Annotated in this window: 15 protein-coding genes; 4 read left to right on the top strand and 11 right to left on the bottom strand. The window is 49.9% G+C overall.

Features of this window, described 5'->3' with window-relative positions; all coding sequences use genetic code 11:
• The first annotated feature begins 81 nt into the window (after positions 1 to 81).
• Positions 82 to 2,238, top strand: a complete 2,157-nt coding sequence (locus tag C1H71_RS18870) for a heavy metal translocating P-type ATPase (RefSeq protein WP_262488331.1) — start codon at positions 82 to 84, stop codon at positions 2,236 to 2,238.
• Positions 2,239 to 2,631: 393 nt separating this feature from the next.
• On the opposite strand, the gene C1H71_RS18865 is transcribed toward C1H71_RS18870, so the two are convergent.
• Positions 2,632 to 3,783 (bottom strand): NAD(P)H-dependent flavin oxidoreductase, encoded by a 1,152-nt coding sequence (locus C1H71_RS18865; RefSeq protein WP_130107943.1) that lies wholly within the window; start codon positions 3,781 to 3,783, stop codon positions 2,632 to 2,634.
• A gap of 192 nt (positions 3,784 to 3,975) precedes the next feature.
• On the opposite strand from C1H71_RS18865, the gene C1H71_RS18860 reads away from it, so the two are divergent.
• Both C1H71_RS18860 and C1H71_RS22070 read left to right on the top strand, forming a co-directional pair.
• Positions 3,976 to 4,554, top strand: a complete 579-nt coding sequence (locus tag C1H71_RS18860) for an ATP-dependent Clp protease proteolytic subunit (RefSeq protein ID WP_130107942.1) — start codon at positions 3,976 to 3,978, stop codon at positions 4,552 to 4,554.
• Positions 4,555 to 4,697: 143 nt separating this feature from the next.
• Positions 4,698 to 4,922 (top strand): GNAT family N-acetyltransferase, encoded by a 225-nt coding sequence (locus C1H71_RS22070; RefSeq protein WP_130107941.1) that lies wholly within the window; start codon positions 4,698 to 4,700, stop codon positions 4,920 to 4,922.
• Here the strand turns inward: C1H71_RS22070 and C1H71_RS18850 are convergent.
• From C1H71_RS18850 to C1H71_RS18820, 8 genes are all read right to left on the bottom strand, one after another.
• Entirely contained in the window at positions 4,873 to 5,298 is a 426-nt protein-coding gene (locus C1H71_RS18850; protein WP_130107940.1) for a DUF3299 domain-containing protein, read from the bottom strand. The genes C1H71_RS22070 and C1H71_RS18850 overlap by 50 nt on opposite strands.
• 11 nt (positions 5,299 to 5,309) lie before the next feature.
• A complete protein-coding gene (locus C1H71_RS18845) occupies positions 5,310 to 6,185 on the bottom strand; it encodes a metal ABC transporter solute-binding protein, Zn/Mn family (protein ID WP_130107939.1) in 876 nt (291 codons plus the stop codon).
• A 33-nt stretch (positions 6,186 to 6,218) separates the two neighbouring features.
• Entirely contained in the window at positions 6,219 to 7,082 is an 864-nt protein-coding gene (locus tag C1H71_RS18840) for a metal ABC transporter permease (RefSeq protein ID WP_130108300.1), read from the bottom strand.
• The gene (locus C1H71_RS18835) at positions 7,082 to 7,801 is read right to left on the bottom strand and encodes a metal ABC transporter ATP-binding protein (protein ID WP_223145933.1); all 720 of its coding nucleotides are present in this window, start codon (positions 7,799 to 7,801) and stop codon (positions 7,082 to 7,084) included. The genes C1H71_RS18840 and C1H71_RS18835 overlap by 1 nt, the downstream gene beginning before the upstream one ends.
• 270 nt (positions 7,802 to 8,071) lie before the next feature.
• Positions 8,072 to 8,638 (bottom strand): thymidine kinase, encoded by a 567-nt coding sequence (locus C1H71_RS18830; RefSeq protein ID WP_130107938.1) that lies wholly within the window; start codon positions 8,636 to 8,638, stop codon positions 8,072 to 8,074.
• Positions 8,639 to 8,756: 118 nt separating this feature from the next.
• Positions 8,757 to 9,593, bottom strand: coding sequence for a RecQ family zinc-binding domain-containing protein (locus C1H71_RS21150; RefSeq protein WP_223145932.1), 837 nt, complete (start codon positions 9,591 to 9,593; stop codon positions 8,757 to 8,759).
• Positions 9,590 to 10,717: a RecQ family ATP-dependent DNA helicase gene (locus C1H71_RS21145; protein ID WP_223145931.1), complete on the bottom strand. Its 1,128-nt coding sequence runs from the start codon at positions 10,715 to 10,717 to the stop codon at positions 9,590 to 9,592. Before C1H71_RS21145 ends, C1H71_RS21150 begins: the two co-directional genes overlap by 4 nt.
• A 196-nt stretch (positions 10,718 to 10,913) precedes the next feature.
• Positions 10,914 to 11,699: a ParA family protein gene (locus C1H71_RS18820; RefSeq protein ID WP_130107937.1), complete on the bottom strand. Its 786-nt coding sequence runs from the start codon at positions 11,697 to 11,699 to the stop codon at positions 10,914 to 10,916.
• A gap of 644 nt (positions 11,700 to 12,343) precedes the next feature.
• On the opposite strand from C1H71_RS18820, the gene pta reads away from it, so the two are divergent.
• Positions 12,344 to 14,389 carry a phosphate acetyltransferase gene (gene pta, locus C1H71_RS18815; protein ID WP_130107936.1) on the top strand — a complete coding sequence of 682 codons (2,046 nt, stop codon included), beginning with the start codon at positions 12,344 to 12,346 and terminating at the stop codon, positions 14,387 to 14,389.
• A 254-nt stretch (positions 14,390 to 14,643) separates the two neighbouring features.
• Here the strand turns inward: pta and C1H71_RS18810 are convergent, their stop codons facing one another.
• Both C1H71_RS18810 and C1H71_RS18805 read right to left on the bottom strand, forming a co-directional pair.
• Positions 14,644 to 16,113, bottom strand: coding sequence for a GntP family permease (locus C1H71_RS18810; RefSeq protein WP_130107935.1), 1,470 nt, complete (start codon positions 16,111 to 16,113; stop codon positions 14,644 to 14,646).
• Between the two features lie 3 nt (positions 16,114 to 16,116).
• Positions 16,117 to 17,184, bottom strand: a complete 1,068-nt coding sequence (locus tag C1H71_RS18805) for a patatin-like phospholipase family protein (protein ID WP_130107934.1) — start codon at positions 17,182 to 17,184, stop codon at positions 16,117 to 16,119.
• Positions 17,185 to 17,721: the final 537 nt, after the last annotated feature.

Here is a 17,721-nt window from a genome sequence, read left to right as displayed (position 1 = left end):
TGAATTTATTTGAACATAAAGCTTGACCCTAAAGTGGCTTCAGGCTGTGTAATGGTCTGAAGCATATCAGGAGTACGCACCGTGTCCAATTGTTGCAACCATTCTTCCCCCGCCAAACCTCGCTACCGCGTTGTTGGCTCGCCTCCACCGCCTTTGCCTCAAGGCGATGGCGCTGGGGTGTTAAGCCGTATTCATATTCAGCAGATGGATTGCCCGACAGAGGAAGGGCTGATTCGTAAAAAGCTGGGGGCGATGGCAGATGTGAGTGGTTTGCAGTTCAATTTGCTGCAACGCGTGCTCACTGTTTCGCATAGCCAAGCGGCCTTGCCTGCAATTCTGGCTGCGATTGCTGAGCTGGGCTTTACGCCGCGTGTGGATGATGGGACGAAAACGGTGGTTGCCGAAGTGGCTAAACCTTGGTGGCCCTTGGCGCTGGCAGGTGTGCTGGCGGTGGGGGCCGAGGTTTGCGATTGGCTGGCGATGCCGGTGTGGTTAACGGCGGTGCTTGCGATTGCGGCGGTGCTGACTTGTGGTCTGACGACTTACAAAAAAGGCTGGATTGCCGTTTCTAACGGCGATTTAAATATCAATGCGCTGATGAGTATTGCGGTGACGGGTGCGTTGTTAATTGGCCAGTGGCCTGAAGCGGCGATGGTGATGGTGTTGTTTACCCTTGCCGAGTTGATCGAGGCCAAATCTTTGGGCCGCGCCCGAAACGCGATTAGCGGCTTATTACAGTTGACCCCAGAGCGCGCCACGGTGCAGCAGGTGGATGGCAGCTGGCAAGAGCAGGCGGCGGCCAATATTGCACTCGGCAGTATTTTGCGGGTAAAGCCTGGCGAGCGGATTGCGCTGGATGGCGAGGTAATCTTGGGGCAATCGTTTATTAATCAGGCGGCGATTACCGGCGAGAGCCTGCCGATAGAAAAGAATATTGGCGACACGGTGTTTGCCAGCACGATTAATGAAACCGGCTCGTTTGAATATCGGGTTACGGCGGTGGCGGGCAACACCATGCTGGCGCGGATTATCCATGTGGTAGAGGCGGCGCAAGGCGTGCGTGCGCCAACCCAGCGTTTTGTGGATCGCTTTTCTAAAATTTATACCCCCGTTGTTTGCGCGCTGGCCTTGGCTGTGGCGGTGATTCCGCCGCTATTCTTGGGGGGCGCGTGGCAGGAATGGATTTATCGTGCGTTGGCGATGCTGGTGATTGCCTGCCCCTGTGCCTTGGTGATTTCTACTCCGGTAACGATTGTCAGCGGCCTTGCCCGTGCGGCGCGGCTGGGTATTTTAATTAAGGGTGGTACTTATCTAGAAGAAGGGCGCAAGCTAAAAAGCCTAGCGCTGGATAAAACCGGCACGCTCACTTTTGGTAAGCCGGTGCAGACCGATATGGTGGCCTTGGCGGATGTGTCGTCCGATGTTTGCCAGCGTATCGCCGCCAGCCTTGGTGCGCGCTCGGATCACCCTGTTTCTAAAGCGATTGCGGCTCAGATCAATGATTATCTTGAAGTCAGTGATGTGAAAGCGCTGTTGGGACGCGGCATCAGCGGGCAGATTGAGGGCATCTCTTATGCAATGGGTAATCATCGCCTGATCGAAGAGCTGGGCCTTTGCTCGCTCGCGCTGGAAGAAAAGCTGCAAGTGCTGGAAATGCAGGGCAAATCGGTGGTGGTATTGGCCTCTGATCGCGTACTGGCGCTGTTTGCCGTGGCCGATACCGTGCGGCCAAGTAGCCGCGAAGCAATTGCCCAGCTGCAAGCCTTAGGCGTGGAAACAATTGTATTGTCAGGAGATAACGAGCACACCGTGGCGGCGATTGCTAGCGATCTGGGTATCGCCCAAGCGCACGGCAATTTACTACCAGAAGACAAGCTGCGCCTTGTGGAAGGCATGGCCGCATCGTCCGGCATGGTCGGGGACGGCATCAACGATGCACCGGCCTTAGCTCGCGCCGATATTGGCTTTGCCATGGGCGCGGCAGGCACAGACACCGCCATCGAAACCGCCGACGTGGCGCTGATGGACGACGATCTACGCAAAATCCCCGAATTTATCCGCCTGTCTAGTGCCACGCATCGCATCTTGGTGCAAAACATCACGCTGGCGCTGTTAGTGAAAGCGGTGTTTCTAGCGCTCACCTTAGCTGGCCACGGCACGTTATGGATGGCGGTCTTTGCCGATATGGGGGTGAGTTTGTTGGTGGTATTGAATGGTTTGAGGTTGTTGAGGGGGTGAGGGCTTGATGTTACGTTGAGGTCGTTTTTTTAGTGCCTTCGGCACGTTAATTTAGGTGCGGTGTCCCGCGCTTGTGTGGCCAAAAAACGAAGCCAAGCCACAACACCAATAACACGAAGACCCCTTCGCTGCTGACAATCGAGTCGGCGGCGGACGGGATCAGCTCGTTCCTCGCTCCCAAGCGATCCCCCGCCCCGCTTGTTCCTCGCTACGGCGTGTTTCAAGGGGAAATTTAAGCCCCGTGCAACTAGCCGCGATATAAATCCTTATTGCTGGGCATTACAAACACTCAAAACCTGCAAAACAACTTAATTCAAGCTTTGTTTTTCTCCGTGTAACTCCGTGTTCTCGGTACCCTCCGTGGCTCAAGATTTGGATTTTTCTCGCATAGTCTTACACCGCCTCCATTCTGCCATTCATTAAATAATCAATCAGCTCACGCACAGGGCGAATGGCTTCTCCAAATGGGAGAGAGCCATTACCTCTGAAAAACAAGCCTTTATCGACTTCGCCGTGCATGGCGGAGGCCAGTTTGAGATCGATGCAAAATTGGCCGACTTTATTCAGGCCATCACGCAGGCCGCAGTGGCTAAGGCAATCCATGCGCTGGGTGCAGCGGCGTGGATCGGCCTTGGCGAGCGCTTGCAAATGACTTTCGCGGCGTAAGTATTGCTTCAGCCAAGGTGTGGCAACGGCGCGGGCGGGTAGGCCGGCTACGCTAACAAACTCGGCCAGATCGCTGGCTTTGGCGTTGATTAAGGTTTGTTTGAAGTTAATATGCGCATCGCCTTCTTCGCAGACGGCAAAGGCAGTGCCGAGTTGCACTGCATCGGCCCCGTTGCTAAGCCAGCGACTGACTTTTTCATGGCTATCTATGCCTCCCGCCACGATCAATTTAGGCGCGTCGCGGCCTAAGCCCAGTTCGGCAAATAGGGCGTGGCAATCGGCCAGCACTTTAGCAAAATCGAAACGTGCATCGTGTATATCGCTGATGCGCGCCGCGCCCAAGTGGCCGCCGGCGTGGCCGGGGTGCTCGATTACAATCGCGTCAGCTCGGCGGCCTTTTTTTAGCCATTTTTTTAAAATAATCGCCACACCGCGTGCATCAGACAAAATCGGGATGAGTGCCACTTTAGGGTAATCGGCAGTCATTTCTGGGAGATCAATTGGCAAGCCAGCGCCCATGACAATGGCGTTTGCGCCGCTTTCGCAGGCTTGCTTTACCAGAGCCACATGATCTCGCACCGCTTTCATTACATTGACAGCAATCATACCGCAGCCATTGGCGATCTCTTTTGCAGCGCAAATCTCGCGGTCTAGTGCCGTTAGGTTTGCTTTGTCGATTAAATTTGCATCTAGGCAGCGGTGCGTTTGGGCCATTAAATCGGGGTGATGCTGGCGTAAATCCACGCTGGCAATGGTGCCCACGGCATTTTCTTTTGCCACTGCACCCGCTAATTTATGTGCCGAAATGCCGACACCCATGCCGCCCTGCACGATGGGGAGTAATTCTCGCCCAGCAAGCTTTAGTGAGTTGAAGCTCATTTTCTTCTGTTTATCCTTACGAAGTATTCAACAGAGTAGGCGTAGTAGGCTTAAAGGGTATTGCTTAGCGTCAATGCTCGGGCGCTTAGTAAGGAAATGCTGGGCTGCATAATGAATAAAGGTGGCAATCTTCACGTATTCCATTATGATTGCTGTTGATGTTTGTAAGTTTAACCGTCTGGGGAGCATGCAATGTCTGAAGAAGTCGCGGCAACAGGAGGCTCGCAAGATGCCTTTTTGGAAGAAAAAGCGTTTGAATCGCGTTTTGTTTTTATTATCGGCACCATTAACGATGTATTGGCTAAAGACACTGCTAGGCGCTTAATTGCGCTGGCAACAGAATCCGCCAAGCCGATTAATATCCTGATTTCATCGCCTGGCGGCCATGTGGAATCGGGCGATGTAATTCACGACATCATCAAATTTATTCGTGCGCCGGTGAATATGATAGGCAGCGGCTGGGTGGCCAGCGCAGGAGCACATATATTCCTTTCTGTGCCAAAAGAGCGAAGGGTATGCCTGCCAAATACGCGTTTTTTGATTCATCAACCCAGCGGCGGCATGGGTGGGTCGGCATCCGATGTGGAAATCCAAGTTAAAGAAATCATCCGTATGAGGGAGCGAATTGCGGCGGTGATTGCTAAAGAAACCGGGCAAAGCCTAGAAAAAGTACTGAATGATATTGAGCGTGATTACTGGATGAACCCGCAGGAGGCCATTGAATACGGCCTTGTTTCGCGCGTGATTCAAAGCTACGCTGATTTGGAATAAACGTAAGTTTGCCATCAACAGCTCTCAGTAGCTCACTGAGGGCTGTTCTTTTATGCATGGGCAGGAAAATTAATCTGGCTAAACGCTGGGCAGTTTTGCAAGGATTGTTGCAGCGCTGTTTGTGATCTGCGGCAGGTTACGAGATGTATTTGGTTAGCGAATTCCTTGAGCGATTAAATCCTCGTATTGTGGAGTGCAAAGCTCAGTTGGTGGCGTATGCAGATTTACAACAAACAGACTTAATGAGCCACTTTTTTGTGCATGACGATTGGCAGGGCAATGGCTTGGGTAAAGCCCTACTAAGGCATGTGGAAGATCTCAAGCCATGTCTAGTCGATAAAACAGCCCCATTTCCTGCACAATTTTGAACTGTCCCTTAATATGCATGCGCTCAGTGCTGACTTTAATCGGCTGGGGGCTATTCACCAATACCATGGCTTCGCTACCACCAGGCATACAGCTGGCGCAGGTAGGTGGTTTAGCCGATAAAATAAAGCGCCGCACACTACTCCCTGCCTGCAGCGGAAACATATACCCCGCCAAGCTGATGTCTGTTTGATCCAATGCTTTAATGCGAGGGTCAAATGTTGTTTCAGCTTCCCCCAATAAGCCAGGGCTGATTTTAATCTTAGCCAGCAATTGCCAGCTGGTAAGCGGCTCATCAGCATTAGAGGCTAAAGAGCCGATCAGCCCAGTAAGAGTGAGTAAGGCGGCAAGGGGGAGGATCACTTTGCGAATTTGCATTGAGCAGCCTCTTACTTTAAAGCGTCCAAAATAGCCTGCGTATTATGGCTAAACATGGCCAGCCAGCTGGGCGCTTTTTTTGATAAAGCATCGGTATAGAGAGGTGGGCCAACTTTGGCTTGGGTTTCGCTGGCAATTTGTGCAATCAGCTTTGGATTGCTGATGTTTTCTGCAAACACTGCACGAATATTGTTTTTACGAATCTCGCGGATTAGTGCTGCCATTTGTCGGGCGCTGGGCTCGGCTTCAGTAGAAATGCTTTGTAGCGGCAGTAATTGCAGCTGATAGCGTGCACCTAGATAACCCAATGCATCGTGTGAAGTTACTAGCTTTCTGTTAGCTGCTGGAATCGCAGCAAAAGCGGTGCTGGTTTTTTGATCCAGCTCTGCAATCTGGCCTTTAAAGCGACTAGCGTTTTGTGCGTACTGGTTTGCACCGGCGGGGTCGGCTTTTGTTAGTGCGAGCTTGATTTCTTCTACCATCAGCAGCACGGCCTGTGGGTCATGCCAAGCGTGTGGATCGGTGTGGCCGTGGTTATGGCCTTCATGGCCCGCTTCTGCCATCTGTCTTGGCTTGATGTTTTTGCTAACGGTAACCACGTGGCCTTTATAGGCAGAGGCTTGCTCCACGCGCTTTAACCAGCCTTCGAAACCCAGCCCGTTGACAAAAAATATAGAGGTAGCCGAGAGTTTTTTAAGGTCTGCGGGTTTGGCTTGCCAGATGTGTGCGTCTTCATCCATGCCCACTAAGCTGCTGACTTCCACTCGGCTGCCGCCGATTTCCTGTACTAAATTAGCCAGTACGCTAAAGCTAGCCGCTACTTTAAGTGGTGCTGCTTGGGCGACGCTGCTAACGGCCAGTAGCAGGGCGAGTAAATGTTTACGCATGATTAAATCCTGAAAGTCAGCTAGGTTTAAGGTTTAAATCGCATGGTGACGCGATTTGCGCCGCACAAATAAGCCAAAAGGGGCAAGTAGCAGCGATAGGCAGTACAGAGCGCCTGCAATGAGTACAATGGCGGGGCCAGATGGCAAGTCCCATTGGTAAGAGGCAATTAGCCCCGCTACGCAGGCAAATAGGGCAATCGCCCAAGACAGCACAAACAGCATGGAAAGCCTTTCTACCCACAGCCGAGCGGTGGCTGCAGGTAGCATCATTAGCCCCACCGCCATTAGGGTTCCCATAGCCTGAAAGGCTGCCACAAAATTAAGCACGGCAATTACCATAAAGCCAATATGAAAGCGCATGCCATTGCCGCTGGTGGCGGCAATAAAGCCTGAATCAGCGCATTCCAGCACAATGCCTCGGTATTCAATCGCTAGCCAGAGCAGGGTGATCGTGGCTACGCTACTTACAATTAGTAAAGATGGATCATCAATGGCCAGCACTGAGCCAAATAAAAGATGAATCAGATCAACGCTACTGCCCCATTTAGAAACAATCAGCACGCCAATGGCCAGCGCCAATAAATAAAACCCAGCGAAGCTGGCGTCTTCGTTTAATCGGGATTTTCTGGCGGCCACGCTGGCAGCTAAAGCCACCAGTAAGCCTGCCACTAATCCGCCTCCAGCCAGCCAAGGCAAGGTTAAGCCCCCAAGTAAAAAGCCAATGGCAGCCCCAGGTAATACGGCGTGCGATAGGGCATCGCCAAATAAAGACATCCGCCGCAGTAAGAGCAAAATGCCTACTGGTGCGCAGCCTATCGCCAACGCCATGCTGCCGACCAGTGCGCGGCGCATAAAAGCAAATTCTGTCAGTGCGCTGATAATTTCATATTGAGCCATTATTCGCATACCTCACACCATGCAGCATCATTGCGCCAGTGCTGAGCGCGGCGGTTTGCTTCTGCAAGTAATTCATTCGTCAGTACATCAGCGGTATTGCCCCAAGCAATGGCCGATTGCGCTAGGAGCAGGGTTTGCGGATAGTGCGCGCGTACTTGCGAGATATCGTGCAAGACGGTGATTTGGGTTTTTCCTTGGCGATGCCAATCGTCTTGTACTTCTAAAAGCTTATCTACCGTGGTGCTATCCACATTGGCAAAAGGCTCGTCTAGCAGCAACACATCGGCATCTTCAACAATCAGCCGTGCAAAGCGAGCGCGTTGCAGCTGGCCGCCGGATAAATTACTAATCGGTGCATTAGCAAAATCGCTTAAGCCTACACGCTCTAGAGCGGCATCGGCTTGCAAGCGATCTTGCTTAGAGAGGCCGCGCCATGCGCCACGCCGAGACCAAGCCCCTGCCAGAGCCAGCTCTCTTACCATTAAGGGAAATTGCTTGTCTAGGGTAGAAAGCTGGGCTAAAAAAGCCAGTTTGCCATGTGAATGCACATGGCCTTGATCAGCAGATTTAATCCCAGCCAAAGCGGCCAATAGGGTGGATTTTCCTGCGCCATTTGGGCCAACCACGGCAGTATGGCTGCCGGTTTCAAACCGGCCAGACAGCGCATGTACCGCAGTTCTATCGCGGTAGCAGAGTGTGAGGTGGTGTACTTCAATCATGCTTGCATGGCCCAATCGGTCAGTGCCCATAGCAGTAATAATAAAGGCAGCACACACAGCACCCGCTGCCATGCGGCCATTTCAAATAAACCTCTCACGCCAATCTCCGATATTTATGGTGCATCATTACAGCATCAGGGCGAACAATAGCAATTTATCACCCTTTTGTGCAAGTCAGTTGCATTTGATGTGAATATTGGCGTGGCATGATGCGAATACTTCGTAGGGGCACAGCAAGCAGCGCCCCTACGTTTCTTTTGTCTTAGGGTGTTAAGTTGTTTTAGCCGCGTAATAGCATTTCGCGCACATGGCAAGGTAGAGAGAATTGCCGCCAATCACAATTTGCTCGCCAGATACTTCACGTAAGCCTGCGGCATTAAATCTGGCATTCATCGTTGCTTTTTTGCCGCATAGGCAAATGGTTTTCATTTCTTCTAAATCGTCGGCCAGTGCAAGCAAATAGGCAGAGCCAGGAAAGGGCATGCCCAAGAAATCGGCGCGCAGGCCGTAGCAAATCACCGGTAAATTCTTTTGATGCGCCAAGATATGTAGCTGCTTGACTTGCTCTGGGCTTAAAAACTGCGCTTCATCAATCAAAATACAGGCCACAATTCGATTGGAAAATAACTGACTAAAATCGGTATCTACGTTAAAAATCTCTGCCGAGCGCGTCACCCCTAGGCGCGATGCCACTGTGCCCACGCTATGCCTGTCATCAATCGCTGCGGTAAAGAGTGCAATTTGCATATTGCGTTCTTCATAATTGTGAGCAACTTGGAGCATGGCGGTAGATTTCCCCGCATTCATGGCGGAGTAGCGAAAGTAAAGTTTTGCCATAAAATTCTCAAGAAAACACAAAAAACAGCGCATTCTACGCCGCAATGGTCATGCTTGCGATTTTGCGTTGGCGATCTTTTGATGAGTCGTGGCTTATTTTTGCACTGATTTACGCCATTTATAGGGCCATGCTGTTATCAGTGGGCAAGATCGTTTCCAACAACAAAGCTGCCCTGACTTCTGCAAAAGGGTAATCTGCCAGTTTGCCAAAATAAGTCATTTTACTAGCGCGGTATTTGGTGAGGTGGGGCAGGGTGATGCCACAGAGAAAACAGCTAAGTAGATGCGCACTCAGGGGCTTACCTGCTTTGCTGATCAGGTCTTGGCACATAGCGTTTAAATCTAGGCGTTCTAGCTCAACCAGCTCTGGGGCAGGGGGCAAGGTGGCGGGTTTGCCGTGGCATACGCTGCAATGCCCGCATTGTGTGGGTGCCGCGGCATCACCAAAGTAATTGGCAAGTGTATGGCTTAGGCATTCGGTGCTTTCAAATAAGGCCAGCATTTGGCTGAGGCGATTAAGCTCGTTTTGCTCTTTTTGGTTAAACTGCTGATAAAGGCTTAAGGATAATGGCGCTGGATCAATGGGGCTTAGCACTTGAAAAACATCGGTCATTTGCTTGGTTTCTAGGCGCAAAAAACTTGCTTCATCTAGATATTCTAGCGCGGCTACGGCGCGTTGGCGCTGATCGGGGAATTCATTTAAAAAAGAGACAAAATCAAAGCTATACCATGTTCTGGCTAATTTGGAATGCTTGAGCAAGGTGGCAATAAACTCGCGCCGATCACTATTAAAATGCCCCAGCAAATCGGCTTCGCTCATTTGCAATACAAAACGGTATTCGCTGTAATAGCTATACAGCGGTTTAATTTTGCCTTGCATATTTAAATATACCAGCAAGGTTTTTAAAGGCAATTGGCGGATATTGCTTTGGGAAGACAGGCTAAATAACGTCATCTCCCATTGGCCATTCCCGCTTCATCTACAATATTTTTTAATACTTTGGCAATGGATGCTTGCTCTGGCGTATCGCCATAAACAAAGTTTTTTAGCAGATTTAGCCCATCTTGGCTGCCTAATAAAGTACAGAGCGATTTTTTGCCATCCCGCCCAGCGCGACCAATTTCTTGGCTATAGTTTTCTACCGATTTGGGTAAATCGTAATGAATCACTTGGCGAATATCGCTTTTATCAATACCCATGCCAAAGGCAATTGTTGCCACAATCACTTGCGATTTGCCTTGCATAAAATCATCTTGAATCTGCTGGCGTAGCAGATTATCTAAGCCCGCGTGATAAGCCGTGGCGTGGATTCCTGCTGCCTGTAATTTATCAGCTACTGTTTCGGCGGTTTGCTGCTGCGTTACATACACCACACAGGGGGCATTCGGCGTTTTTTCGAGCAGATGAATGAGGGTTGCGTCTTTTTGAGTGCTGTCTACGGGGCGAATATGCAAATGTAAATTGCTGCGGTAAAAGCCCGTTACTGTAACGTGCTCATCGCGAATGGCAAATTTGCTCGCCATATCTTGGATAACGGCTGGCGTGGCTGTCGCTGTAAGGAGTAGGGCTTGCGGGATATTGAGTTCTTTTTTGTAATCGGGCAGCTTTAGGTAATCAGGACGGAAATTATGCCCCCATTCCGAAATGCAGTGGGCTTCGTCAATAACCAGTAATGAAACTGATACTTGGCCTATAAAACGGCGAAAACGCTCGTTTTTTAAACGCTCTACTGAAACCATTAAAATCTTTAGCTCACCCTGCTGTATATCTTGCATCACTTGCTGGGTTTCTTCGCGGCTTTGGCTGGAGTCAATGGCGGCTGCACGAATGCCCTTGCTATGCAAAAACGCCAGTTGATCGCGCATTAAGGCTAATAGCGGAGATATCACCAAAGTAAGGTGTGGCATTTGCAAAGCGGCTAGCTGATAACACAGCGATTTTCCTGATCCTGTTGGAAAAATCGCCATTGCCGAATGCCCATTAACTAATGCTTCAACAACTTCACGCTGCCCATCACGAAATTGGCTAAAACCGAAGTATTGCTGCAGTTGTTCAGAAAGCGGTACGGCGTTAAACATAAGACGTTGATTCCAAAGTGCAAGGTAATAAGGTAAAACAAACGACGTAATACGGGGCTAATATTAACAGAGGTGTAAGATTTCTGCCGGTGTATTACCACGCAGTCCTGTGTTTGTTTAACCTGAACAAATAGGCTGCTTAGATCAGCCTGCTACCGCCAGTAGCAGGCTATTTGCATCGGTTTTGTTTTAAATCTTACTCGAATGGAAGATCTAATGAAAGCGAAATTAAGTTACTTTCGATTAGCTCATCAAGTAAAAAAGTAAAGTCAGCCGCAGCACCAGAGCTGGGGGCAAAATCAAAGATGTTTGATCCGCTACCCACCGCTGCTGAGAGCGCTTCTTGCTCCCGAATCCGCGTTTTAAGTACTTCGCCAGGAAAATGCTTAGTGAGCTGACCCGATACGGTTTCGGCGGTAATTTGGCCTGGGGTGTAGCGGTTAATTAAATACCGGCGTGGTTTACGGGCTTGGAATTTTTCTAATCCTTTTAAAGTTTGCGCAAGTTGCATTGCACCATTAAGGGCTAGGTATTCAGCGGCTACGGGAGCCAGAATAATATCTGCAGCAAATATCGCTGAAAACGACAACACACCAAGGGTAGGGGTGCAATCAATAATAATCGGCAGGCCAAAGCCTGAAAGCATCTCAGCGGTCAGCGCGAGCTTGAGCCGCCAAACGTGATCTTTGTGCCGTGTAAGCTGCGCATCCACCTTGCCAAGTTCTAAATGCGAAGGCACAAAGTTGATGCCGTCGTCTCTGGAAATAATTAAATCTGAAAGGGTACTCGCGCCCTGAAAAAAGCGGTAAATGCTCTGACTACTTTTAGGCTTGATGCCATAAAGTGAGGTGAGGTGAGCTTGCGGGTCTAGATCAATAACAAGGGGTTCTACACCATTTTTGGCGATAGCTGCCGCTAAATTGGCCGTCACCGTGGTTTTACCTACGCCACCTTTTTGATTGAAAACGACAATAACTGTCATAAAACTCACCTAAGGTGATGGATGGAGAACGTGATGCTGCACGGCAGCAAGGTGATTCTAAACGATTCTTTGATATAAAGCAGAGCGACAGTCTTACTTAAGTAAATGTTAAGGTAAGTAAGGAAATAATGGCCTCTATTCTTGTCCTTGGGCTGGCAGCCTGTCGGACTTAAGACTGATCTACTACGGAAAAGCCGGATTTGGTCATATTTCACGCATTTTCTCGTTGAATAGCCAGCTATTCGCCTCAAAAACCCGCGAAATCTGTCTCAAACCGGTCTTTTCCTCGCTACGATCGCTTAAGCCCGACAGGCTGCTAGGCGATTTTAAGCCCTGTTTTTCTGATTGATTTAAACTTCCTTCCCTTTGTCATTTGGAAGTGCCCTATGGCTGGAAAGTCCCTATTCAGCTTGTAAACTACGCTATAGCGTTGGTGTTTTGTGAGTATTTACGCCAATTGCAGCCAATGACCGTGTTTTTTTATGACATGACGCAAAGTTGATGCACGAGGTGTGAAAGTTGCCGACCTAAAAGCAGCGCTTTGTTCTACATTGACGGCCTTTACGGGATGCTTGGCCTGTCTGTCATACAAATTACCGTTTTTTTAGCCGTAACCAAGCTTGCGGCGAGCTTAGGATCAAATTATGCAAACTTTTTTTGTGGCACCTACAAGGCAAAATGTTGGCCTTACTTCGGTCTCTTTAGGCGTTGTTCGCGCCTTACAACGTCAAGGTCTAAAAGTAGGCTTTGTTAAACCGGTGTCACAAGAGCACCACGGTATTGAGCGCTCTACTCATTTTGCCACGCAAATTTGCCAAATTGAATGCCCGCACTCGCTCTCTATCGCCCAAGTGGTTGCTCGCGTTTCTGCGGGGCAAAATGATGAGCTGCTCGAAGACATTGTGAGTCTTTGCATGGGGGCGGTGCAGGGGGTGGATGTGCTGGTGGTTGAAGGGATGCACTTAGATCCAAGTAATGCATTTACTGCCCGCCTCAATAATGAGATTGCCCGTAGCTTGCAAGCCGAAGTGATCTTGGTGGCGAATGCCCGTGCCGTTGGTGCGGTGGCAGAGTCTCGCTTAGCGGCTAGCCAACTAAAAAACGAAGGTTGCAAAGTAGCGGGAGTCATCTTTAATAAAGCCGCTGATAACTTTGATGCAGCATCGGCTCAATATGAATTGGATGGTATTGCGTTATGGGGGGTGATCAAATACGACGCCGCGCTAATGGCACCGCGCACCCTAGATATCGCCCGTCATTTAAATGCAGAAATACTGATTGAAGGCGATATTGCTAACCGCCGTGTATTAGAAACGGTGATTGCTGCGCGCTCTGTACCTGAAGTGATCGAGCGCCTAAAAGCGGGTGCGCTGGTGATTAGTGCCGGAGATCGGGATGACGTCATGCTGGCAACCGCACTAGCCGCCAGTAAGGGCGTGCAGTTAGCAGGCTTATTATTGACGCATTCTAGTAAGCCCGATGACCGTATCTTGGAATTAGCACGTCAAGCTTTAAACAGCGGCATCCCCGTCTTAAGTACGGATAGCGACAGCTTTAATACCGCGATTCGGATCACGCAATTGCCCCCTGCCGTTGCAGAAGACGATAGCGAGCGCATGAATTTGGTACTGGATGCGGTGGCAGAGCAAATTGATATGGGCATGTTGATGAATGCAGTGAAAGTGCCTCCATCGACACGGATGTCGCCCCCTGCCTTTCGCTACCAACTCATCAAAAAAGCACGCTCTTCGCGTAAAACCGTGGTCTTGCCTGAGGGCGAAGAACCACGCACGATTCGCGCTGCGATTATTTGTGAAGAAAAAGGGATTGCTCACTGCGTGTTGCTCGGAAAGCGTGCCACCATCGAAGCAATTGCCGCAGCACAAGGTGTTTCATTGCCCGCTAGCTTAGAAATTCTTGATCCCGATGTTGTTCGTGCTGAGTATGTTGCACCCATGGTTGAGCTGCGTAAGAGCAAAGGGTTGACTGAAGGCCAAGCGTTGCAACAACTTGAAGATTCTGTAGTGCTGGGAACGATGATGTTGGCAGTGAATAAGGTAGATGGCTTGGTATCAGGCGCTATCCACACCACGGCCAGCACGGTGCGTCCCGCTTTACAGCTGATTAAAACTGCGCCAGGCTCGTCTATTGTATCGTCAGTATTTTTTATGCTGATGCCCGAGCAAGTGTTGGTTTATGGCGACTGCGCCATCAACCCTAATCCAAATGCCACTCAGCTTGCAGAAATCGCTAAGCAAAGTGCCGATAGCGCCCGTGCCTTTGGTGTGGATCCTAAGGTGGCAATGATTAGCTACAGTACCGGTATCTCTGGCGCTGGGGCGGATGTTGATAAGGTGCGCGAAGCCACCGAGTTGGCTCGCAGCCTTTACCCTGATTTAGTTTTGGATGGCCCACTGCAGTACGACGCCGCTTCTGTATCCGAAGTGGCCGCACAAAAAGCGCCAAGCAGTGCGGTAGCGGGTAAGGCGACGGTGTTTGTATTTCCTGATCTGAATACCGGCAATACCACGTACAAAGCCGTACAGCGTAGCGCCCATGTCGTCAGCGTTGGCCCGATGTTGCAAGGCTTGCGTAAACCGGTGAATGATTTGTCGCGCGGTGCTTTGGTCGACGATATTGTCTTTACCATTGCCTTGACCGCCATTCAGGCTCAGGACTTGGCTGCGTAGTATGCTTTTTTAAAAAAACCGAGCTTTTGCTCGGTTTTTTTTGGGTCTAAATAGAGGGCCTATTCCAGTCTTATTAACTTTGTTGGCGGATTCAACTCAACCTTGCTGTTAGCCGCTTCAACCCGCGTATTCAACGAGCAAGTGTTGCAGTATGGCAATCAGTGGTTTAGCCATATTCACTAAACCCTATTAAAAGAGAGCAAAAAGCCCTCGCAAGTCGAATGTTTTTCGGATTGCGAGGGCTTTTTTAATGGCTAAAACGAACCAAACATTGTCCCCAGAACAATCACCACCACCAGTGCAATGACCGCGCCGATAATACAACTCATCACGATATCTAGATAGCTTTCGCTATGCGTTGATCCGCATAGCGTCAGCAAAGTCACCACTGCGCCGTTATGCGGCAAACTATCTAATGTACCTGCGCCAATGACCGCCACGCGATGGAGAAGTGCAGGATCCATGCTGATTTCAGTTGCCAATTGCAAATAGCTAGCGCCCAGTGCATCAAGCGCAATCGTCATCCCGCCCGATGCTGAGCCGGTGAGTGCGGCTAAAATATTGGTCGAAACTGCCAAGGAAACCAACGGGCCGCCCTGAATCGACAACACCCATTCAGTAACCAGAGAGAACACAGGCATCGCAGCCACAACGGCCCCAAAACCTACCAAACTGGCAACGCTGAGAATCGGCAAGCTTGATGCATTTGCACCCGCTGCAACGGTTTCGCGCAAATTAAGCAGGCGTTTGCGATTGCCAATAATCAGCACCGTAATTGCAGACAATAGCGCCACAATCACCGACCACACGCCACTAACCGAAGAGAGGCTGATGCCACCCCATTGCGCATTAGCCAAAAAGCTCGTATCCACTCTAGGTAAGATCACCATCGACATGATGAAGTTGACTGCAATGACGACTAACAATGGCAAGACGGCCATGAAGGTGCTCGGCGCTTGGGTGCTATGGCAGCCAGTGTGGATTTCATGCGGGTCAAAAGAATCTGATGTTGAAGCACGTTCACGCGTTAAAGCATTGTCGGCCAGCTCAGCAACTGCAGTGTTCACTTGCTCTATTTGGTCTTCACGACCATAACCCTCACCAGCGCGGCGCGCCGCTGCAGCAGCACGTAGCAGCCACCACATCCCGAAAGAAAACATCACGATAGACGCAATAATGCCTAAACCCGGCGCAGCAAACGGCGTGGTGCCAAAAAATGGCATCGGAATCGCATTTTGCACCGCAGGTGTACCCGGCATCGCCGACATGGTAAAGGTGAACGTACCCAAACCAATCGCCGCGGGCATTAAGCGATAAGGAATATTTGCCGCACGGAACAAACCTTGCGCCATCGGCACAATGACAAAGAAAGCGACAAATAAGCTCACCCCGCCATAAGTGACTAATGCACCGGCCAAAACCACCGCTAAAATCGCGCGCTGAATGCCGAGTTTCTCGGTCATAAAGCGCGTAATTTCGGTGACTGAGCCGCTATCATCCATCAACTTGCCAAATACGGCGCCAATCAAAAATAACGGGAAGAATTGCGCGACAAACCCGCCTGCCGCACCCATAAAAGTTTGCGTCCAATGCGCCAGCATCGGCTCACCCGAGGTAATCGCGACAATGAGTGCTGCTAGTGGGGTAAGTACCAACACGCTCCAGCCACGGAAGGACATCCAGATTAAAAAACCGAGCCCTAATAAAATTCCGAGCAAACCCATTTGCTAAACCTCCGTTAATAGGAAGTCAATATCCAGTGTCGAGCGCACGCCAATGCTGTCGCCATGCGTTGCTAGAAATTGCTCCGCCGCTTTTCGGCCTTCGTCACGCAACATGCAAAAGAACGCCCATTCGGCCAGCATTTTTGACGAATAGCCCAGTTGCAGCATGATGGATCCGCTTTCTACGCGGTGGATTCGCATTTTGGCCCAGTTTGCGCCTTCGCCAATGCTGTTTGGATCTGCCACTTTGCGTAATAGCGCCGCCATGCGAAGTTCTTTTATTAATGGCGAATTAAACGAAATCTCATTTAAGCGATTATTGATTTCATTGGCGGTACGCGGCGTGCCTGGGCGGGAAATCGGATTGATTGAAACTAAAATCGTATCGTCAGATTCGCAATCGCGCACCAAAGGCGTGATCGTTGGGTTGCCCGTAAACCCACCATCCCAGTAAGGCTCGCCATCAATTTCAACGGCTTTAAACATCGTTGGCAAACACGCCGACGCCATCAACACATCCGAGCTAATTTCGGCATTACGAAATACGCGCCCACGGCCCGAATTTACATTGGTTGCGGTGACAAATAGTCGTGGCAATGTGGTTTTTGCTAAGCGTTCAAAGTCGACACATTCATTTAGGATTTTGCTGAGTGGATTTACGCCGCCTATTGAAATGTCATATGGCGAGCAGAGGCGTGCTGATAGATCGGCGGCAACGAATGCCGGGGAATAATCTAGCGTCCATTTGCCCGTGAGCATTTCAATCAGGCCACGGCGAAACGGGCTAAGCAAAGCGGCATCGGCAACGCTGCGCCAGAATTTCTCGAGTGCTTTCTTTGCGCCTTCACGACCGCCAGCGGCTAAGCCATCGGTCATCACTGCTGCGTTCATCGCGCCTGCGGATGTACCCGAAATGCCATCAAATTCCATCCACGTTTCTTCTAAAAATCGATCCAGCACGCCCCAAGTGTAAGCGCCATGCGAGCCGCCGCCTTGCAAAGCCAAATCAACAAGTACCGTTTTACGGGTGCCAGTAGCAGGAACTGCTGGTTTATTTTTTGCAATCGCCATTTTTGAAGCCTTTTTATCAGTCAGTTCGTGGATATGCTGAGGCAGCTTGCCGCACTCAGAGCGATGAGCCCATTGAGTTCATTTTTACTGAATACAGCAGACCTTGTTGTTGCTAGGGTATATGCCTGAAATTCTTTTAATGTAAGGGTTGTAAAATGTATACATCCATATTGCTGCGGTGCAGCACTTTTAGAGGGGTATCTAATCTTAGAGCTTGTGGGAGGTAAGTTAAACCTTGATTTGCTTTTCAAAATATTGGCTCTGCTCGACAAGGGATAGCTTTGGATTTTGCAGTTCCTGCAAAGCCTGCTGGGTTGCTTTATGTATAGAGCTTGATGCGTAGCATTTTGCATCAGTCGTTAAAGGCTTGGTTTTGTGTGGGTTGCAGTTCTCTGTTTGGATGTATTTGAACTGCTTGCATGCGATCAAGTCAGAGTCTTTAATTTCAACAAAAGAAGATAAATGTAATCTACTTAAAAGTAGAATAGATCGACTAGAAAGATTTGTTCGTCTGGTATTTTCAATAAAAAAGCTGGA

Source organism: Iodobacter fluviatilis (genome assembly GCF_004194535.1).
GTDB lineage: Bacteria > Pseudomonadota > Gammaproteobacteria > Burkholderiales > Chitinibacteraceae > Iodobacter > Iodobacter fluviatilis_A.
Note: the sequence above shows the minus strand (reverse complement) of the source record. Positions and strands in the feature narration are given on the sequence as shown.